This window comes from Vibrio sp. V03_P4A6T147 (assembly GCF_002241085.1).
Classification (GTDB): Bacteria; Pseudomonadota; Gammaproteobacteria; order Enterobacterales; family Vibrionaceae; genus Vibrio; species Vibrio anguillarum.
Genome location: NZ_NDIO01000002.1, coordinates 1 through 6,902, shown reverse-complemented (window position 1 = coordinate 6,902; position 6,902 = coordinate 1). Strand labels below are relative to the sequence as shown.

General features: G+C 47.2%; 5 protein-coding genes. 3 read left to right on the top strand and 2 right to left on the bottom strand.

The genetic code is table 11. From position 1 onward, the window contains the following. The first annotated feature begins 15 nt into the window (after positions 1–15). The 3 genes from pepA to B9J84_RS00045 all read left to right on the top strand — a co-directional run bounded on the left by pepA (position 16) and on the right by B9J84_RS00045 (position 4,997). Positions 16–1,524 (top strand): leucyl aminopeptidase, encoded by a 1,509-nt coding sequence (pepA, locus tag B9J84_RS00055; protein ID WP_010318842.1) that lies wholly within the window; start codon positions 16–18, stop codon positions 1,522–1,524. A 67-nt stretch (positions 1,525–1,591) separates the two neighbouring features. Beyond that, on the top strand, positions 1,592–2,041 hold the full coding sequence (locus B9J84_RS00050) for a DNA polymerase III subunit chi (RefSeq protein ID WP_017043380.1): 450 nt from the start codon (positions 1,592–1,594) through the stop codon (positions 2,039–2,041). 94 nt (positions 2,042–2,135) lie between these two features. Then, positions 2,136–4,997, top strand: coding sequence for a valine--tRNA ligase (locus B9J84_RS00045; RefSeq protein ID WP_094123245.1), 2,862 nt, complete (start codon positions 2,136–2,138; stop codon positions 4,995–4,997). Positions 4,998–5,063: 66 nt separating this feature from the next. On the opposite strand, the gene B9J84_RS00040 is transcribed toward B9J84_RS00045, so the two are convergent. Beyond that, entirely contained in the window at positions 5,064–6,026 is a 963-nt protein-coding gene (locus tag B9J84_RS00040; RefSeq protein ID WP_094123244.1) for a D-2-hydroxyacid dehydrogenase, read from the bottom strand. A gap of 29 nt (positions 6,027–6,055) precedes the next feature. Beyond that, positions 6,056–6,793 carry an RluA family pseudouridine synthase gene (locus tag B9J84_RS00035; RefSeq protein ID WP_047691070.1) on the bottom strand — a complete coding sequence of 246 codons (738 nt, stop codon included), beginning with the start codon at positions 6,791–6,793 and terminating at the stop codon, positions 6,056–6,058. Positions 6,794–6,902: the final 109 nt, after the last annotated feature.

The window sequence follows — 6,902 nt, the reverse complement described above, 5'->3', positions numbered from 1 at the left end:
GATGTAGGAGTACGCATGGAGTTCAGTGTAAAAAGTGGCAGTCCAGAGAAACAACGTAGCGCATGTATCGTTGTTGGAGTGTTCGAACCACGCCGCCTTTCTCCAGTAGCAGAGCAGCTTGATAAAATCAGCGACGGCTATATTAGTTCACTACTTCGCCGTGGTGATCTCGAGGGTAAACCCGGCCAGATGCTACTGCTGCATCAAGTCCCTGGTGTTCTGTCTGAACGCGTTTTACTGGTAGGTTGTGGTAAAGAGCGCGAATTAGGCGAACGTCAGTACAAAGAAATCATTCAAAAAACCATCAGCACACTGAACGAAACGGGTTCAATGGAAGCCGTATGTTTTCTGACTGAACTACACGTTAAAGGCCGCGATACTTATTGGAAAGTACGCCAAGCGGTTGAAGCAACGAAAGATGGTCTGTACACCTTTGATCAATTCAAGAGCGTAAAACCGGAGACTCGCCGCCCACTGCGCAAACTTGTCTTTAACGTACCGACTCGCCGTGAGCTTAACTTAGGTGAGCGCGCGATTACACACGGCCTTGCGATTGCATCCGGTGTGAAAGCGTCGAAAGATCTCGGCAATATGCCACCAAACATTGCCAACCCAGCTTATCTTGCATCTCAAGCGCGCCGCTTAGCGGACGACTACGAGAGCGTCACCACCAAAATCATTGGTGAAGAAGAGATGGAAAAGTTGGGCATGACCTCTTATCTCGCCGTCGGTCGTGGCTCAAAAAATGAGTCGATGATGTCGGTCATTGAGTACAAAGGCAACCCAGATCCGGATGCAAAACCAATTGTGTTGGTGGGTAAAGGCCTGACGTTTGATTCCGGCGGTATTTCATTAAAACCAGGCGAAGGCATGGATGAAATGAAGTATGACATGTGCGGTGCGGCGTCAGTCTTTGGCGCAATGAAAGCATTGGCTAAATTGAAATTGCCATTAAATGTCGTGGGTATCTTAGCCGGCTGTGAAAACATGCCAGGCAGCAATGCCTATCGCCCTGGTGACATTCTCACGACTATGTCTGGCCAAACGGTTGAAGTACTCAATACCGATGCCGAAGGTCGCTTAGTTCTATGTGATGCACTCACTTACGTTGAGCGTTTTGAACCCGATTGCGTGGTAGATGTGGCGACACTAACTGGCGCTTGTGTGATTGCATTAGGTCACCACATCAGTGGCGTGGTTTCAAACCACAACCCATTGGCGCATGAATTGGTTAATGCTTCAGAACAAGCAAGCGATCGCGCATGGCGTCTACCAATGGCCGACGAGTACCATGAGCAGCTAAAGAGCCCATTTGCTGATATGGCAAACATCGGTGGTCGCCCTGGTGGTACGATTACCGCTGGCTGCTTCTTATCTAAATTTGCTAAGAAATATAACTGGGCGCATTTGGATATTGCTGGCACGGCATGGAAGTCAGGAGCAGCAAAAGGATCAACAGGTCGTCCCGTCTCATTGCTCGTCCAGTTCTTATTGAACCGCAGCGGCCAAGAGTCTGAGGAATAACCTCAAAATGTGAAAAGGGCCGCAAGGCCCTTTTTTGTTGATGAGCGATTAGATAGTAGGTGACAACATGCAGCGAGCCACCTTTTACATTGTGAACGAAGAAAGCCCTCAAGCAACGCTGGCAGGCTTTGAGCAATATGTCCTATTTCTGGCTCATCACTTCGCCAAACAAGGGGCAAAAATTTATCTGCATTGTGATGATAAAACTCACGCTGAACAGTTTGCTGAACATTTATGGCAAGTGCCTGCAGAACAGTTTGTCGCGCACAATCTGGTGGGTGAAGGCCCGAAATACTCAACTCATATTGAGATTGGCTACCCCAACGTCAAACCCAATTGGAATCGTCAACTGGTAATAAATGTGGCGGATAATCATACAACCTTTGCGAACGCCTTTGCTGAGGTGGTAGACTTCGTCCCCTGCGAAGAAAAAGCAAAGCAACGAGCACGCGAAAGGTATAAAATCTACCGTCAAGCTGGCTACCAATTGCAAACAATCGAGATCCAACATCCATAGGTCAAACCTTATAGTTAAGGCGATCTTTAACAAGATCCTTCACTTATGAAGTTTGACTAAGATTAACCATTCACAGTATCCATTTAAGAGCACTATGGAAAAGACATATAACCCAACAGCAATCGAACAAGCTCTGTATCAGACTTGGGAAGAGAACGGCTACTTTAAGCCTCACGGTGATACATCAAAAGAAGCGTACAGCATCATGATCCCACCGCCGAACGTCACTGGTAGCCTTCATATGGGTCACGCATTCCAAGACACCATTATGGATACTTTGATCCGCTGCGAACGCATGAAAGGCAAAAATACCTTATGGCAAGTGGGTACAGACCACGCCGGTATTGCTACCCAAATGGTGGTTGAACGTAAAATTGCCGCAGAAGAAGGCAAAACCAAACACGATTACGGTCGTGATGCCTTCATCGACAAGATTTGGGAATGGAAAGGCGAATCAGGTGGTACCATCACTAAACAGCTTCGCCGCCTTGGCGCATCGGTAGACTGGGATCGTGAACGATTCACTATGGATGCGGGCCTATCCAATGCCGTTCAAGAAGTGTTTGTTCGCCTTTACCAAGAAGATTTACTCTACCGTGGTAAACGTCTTGTGAACTGGGATCCAAAACTGCACACTGCAATTTCTGATCTAGAAGTAGAAAACAAAGACGTCAAAGGTCACATGTGGCACTTCCGTTACCCACTGGCTGACGGCGTAAAAACAGCAGACGGTAAAGACTACATTGTTGTTGCGACCACTCGTCCTGAAACCATGCTGGGTGACACAGGTGTAGCGGTTAACCCTGAAGATCCACGCTACCAAGCTCTGATCGGTAAAGAGATCATGCTGCCAATCGTCAATCGCCGCATTTCTATCGTGGGCGATGAGCACGCAGACATGGAAAAAGGCACAGGCTGTGTGAAGATCACCCCTGCTCACGATTTCAATGACTATGAAGTCGGTAAGCGCCACCAACTGCCGATGATCAACATTTTCACCTTTGATGCCAACATTCGTGAAGCCGCCGAAGTGTTCAACACCAATGGTGAACCAAGTGACGCTTACAGCAGCGATCTACCTGCTAAATACCAAGGCATGGAGCGCTTTGCGGCACGTAAAGCCATCGTAGCTGAATTTGAAGCTCTCGGCCTGCTTGAAGAAATCAAAGATCACGACCTCACCATTCCTTACGGTGACCGTGGTGGTGTGGTTATCGAACCGATGCTGACCGACCAATGGTATGTACGCACAGCGCCACTAGCGGAAGTCGCAACCAAAGCCGTTGAAGATGGCGAGATTCAATTTGTGCCTAAGCAGTACGAAAACATGTACTTCTCATGGATGCGTGACGTGCAAGATTGGTGTATCTCACGCCAACTTTGGTGGGGTCATCGTATTCCTGCTTGGTATGACAACGACGGCAACGTTTATGTCGGCCGTAACGAAGAAGAAGTGCGCGAACAAAACAACCTAGCCCCAGTGGTGGTACTGCGCCAAGATGATGATGTATTGGACACTTGGTTCTCATCCGCTCTTTGGACTTTTGGTACACAAGGCTGGCCAGAAAACACTGAGGCACTAAAAACATTCCACCCGTCTGACGTTCTTGTTACTGGTTTCGACATCATCTTCTTCTGGGTTGCACGCATGATCATGATGACCATGCACTTCTGTAAAGATGAGAATGGTAAACCACAAGTGCCATTTAAAACTGTTTATGTCACAGGCCTTATCCGTGATGAAAACGGCGACAAAATGTCAAAATCTAAAGGCAACGTGCTTGATCCTATCGACATGATCGATGGTATTGATCTTGAGTCTCTGGTTGAAAAACGTTGTGGCAACATGATGCAGCCACAGCTTGCAGCCAAGATCGAGAAAAATACACGTAAAACCTTTGAAAATGGTATCGAACCTTATGGAACCGACGCACTGCGTTTCACGCTAGCAGCGATGGCTTCAACCGGTCGTGATATCAACTGGGACATGAAACGCCTAGAAGGTTACCGCAACTTCTGTAACAAACTCTGGAACGCGAGCCGTTACGTGTTGATGAATACCGAAGATCTCGATTGTGGCTTTAACGCAGGTAGCGAGCTTGAGTATTCGTTAGCCGATAAATGGATCGAGTCTCAATTTGAATTGGCGGCTAAAGAGTTCAACAACCATATCAACAACTTCCGTTTAGATATGGCGGCAAATACCCTTTACGAATTCATCTGGAACCAATTCTGCGACTGGTACTTAGAGCTGACTAAGCCCGTATTATGGAAAGGCAGTGAAGCGCAGCAACGTGCAACACGCCGTACATTAATTACGGTATTAGAGAAAACATTACGCCTCGCGCACCCAGTGATCCCGTATATCACTGAAACCATTTGGCAAAGCATTAAGCCATTAGTGGACGGCGTTGAAGGGGATACCATCATGCTGCAAGCGCTGCCTCAGTACGATGAAGCGAACTTCAACCAAGCGGCGCTGGATGATATCGAATGGGTGAAAGCCTTTATTACTAGCATTCGCAACCTACGTGCCGAGTACGATATCAACCCAGGTAAACCTCTTAACGTGATGTTAAAAGCCGCCAACAAGCAAGAAGTGGCACGTTTAGAAGCGAACAAAGCGGTACTGTTGTCACTGGCTAAACTGGAGGCTCTACGCGTTCTTGAAGAGGGTGAAGAGACTCCCGCTTGTGCAACGGCGCTGGTTGGTCAATCTGAGCTGATGATCCCAATGGCTGGTTTGATTGATAAAGATGCGGAGCTAGAGCGCTTAGCAAAAGAGATTGCTAAAACTCAAGGCGAAATCAAACGCATTGAAGGCAAACTCAATAACCAAGGGTTCGTCGCTAAAGCACCCGAAGCCGTTGTCGCTATCGAGCGTCAAAAGCTGAATGGCTATCAAGATACCTTGGTTAAACTGGAAGAACAGAAAGCGACCATAGCCGCGCTATAATCGCGATTGCGTTACCATTAAAAAGGTCGGTGTGAAAATACCGACCTTTTTTATTTATTCACGCCATCAGCAGACGCGATTTTTGTGCTCTCCACGCTCAAACGCGGCAATGTTATCCATCAAAATCGTTGCCAATTGTGAAATAGCTGAGTCACTACCCCATGCCACGTGTGGTGTCAGCAACAAATTTGGCAAATCCATATTGGCTAGTAAGGGATTTGTTTTATCCGCTGGTTCTCGACTGAATACATCCACTCCAGCGCCAGCAATTTGCCCAGATTTCAATGCTGTCACAAGTGCTTGCTCATCAACCAAACCACCACGGCCTGCGTTAATCAACAATGCATTAGGCTTCATTATCTTTAATTCGTTCTCACCTATCAGGTTTCGGGTTTGCTCGCTCAATGGGCAATGTAAACTCACAACATCCGCCTCCGCTAACATTTGTTCAAAGGGCATAAAACCTTGTCGGCATAACTTGGCCCCCTTTCGTTCAGAAAATATCACCTGCATGCCTATCGCTCGTGCCAACGTTGCGGTTGCCTGTCCGAGCGCGCCACTCCCCACAATACCAAGCGTTGAACCTGCAACATCCCCTATCGGATGAGTAAAAAAGCAAAATTGTTGATTGCGCTGCCACTCACCATTGGCAATATCTTGATGATAAGCAAACAGGTGACGCCTTAAGGCATAAATCATCCCAACGACATGTTCCGGAACAGAACGGGTGGCGTAGCCTTGAACATTCACCAGTGCGATGCCTGCTTCACGACAGTAATCGATATCGACATTATTGACGCCTGTGGCCGACACAGCAATCAAGCGCAATTTCGGACATTGTGAGAGTAGCGCCCTATCCAGCACCACTTTATTGGTGATTACGATATCGGCTTGAGATAGGCGATCGAGCGCTTGTTCGGCAGAAGTAAAGTCAAACTCAAGCCAATGATGAGCAAAAGGTAAGCTTGGCAATCGAATATAAGCAGGGATTGTGGACCTATCGAGAAAGACAACCGTGGGTAGTGACATATCAGCTCCTTGTCGCCACCCACATCACACTAAGGTCGGGGCAACGTTTTGTAATCTGGTAATTTTCGCTCAGGATCAAAGTGTTGCAAAATTTGCTCTTGTGCTTCGGGATAAAAGTCACAAGCAACAAAAAGGTTACGTAACCAATGACTCTTTGGGTGATAAAAACTGAGCTCTGCGGCATGCAGCGCTAAGCGATCGGAAAAATCTTGCGCTTCTTGCGGGGCATAAAACTCATCACCCACAATCGGATAACCCAAAGCTTGCATGTGAACACGTAATTGATGCGAACGGCCAGTCACAGGAAAAAGACGTACAATTGTCGTTTTTTCTTCTCTTTTCGCTACTTGATATAAAGTTTTTGATGGTTTCCCATCTTCAAAGCAGACTTTCTGTTTAGGCCGATTTGGCCAATCGCAAATCAGGGGTAATTCAACCGCCCCCTCGTCAAGTTCCATTACGCCCCACACGCGAGCGTAATAAATTTTATGCGTTAAACGGTATTGAAACTGCTTTTTCAATGCCCCTTCCGCGTATTTATTTTTTGCCAGCACCATCAAGCCAGAAGTCGACATATCCAAACGATGCACAACTTGGATCTCTGGATATTGCTCAGCCAAACGACTCCACATACTGTCGTGATGCTCAGGCAAGCGTCCTGGAACCGACAGCAGACCTGAAGGTTTATTCACCGCGAGAATCTGATCATCTTCATAGACAATATCAATCCAAGGATCTGTGGGCGGCGTGTATTCAAGCATAGCCATCGAAGGTTTCTCCTAAAAAAATCGGCGCATTATAACAACCTCTCCGCCAAGCCAATAGAGAAGAGTCATCTTAGTTTCGTTAAATCACGAAATCGTCAGTAAGTTAGCC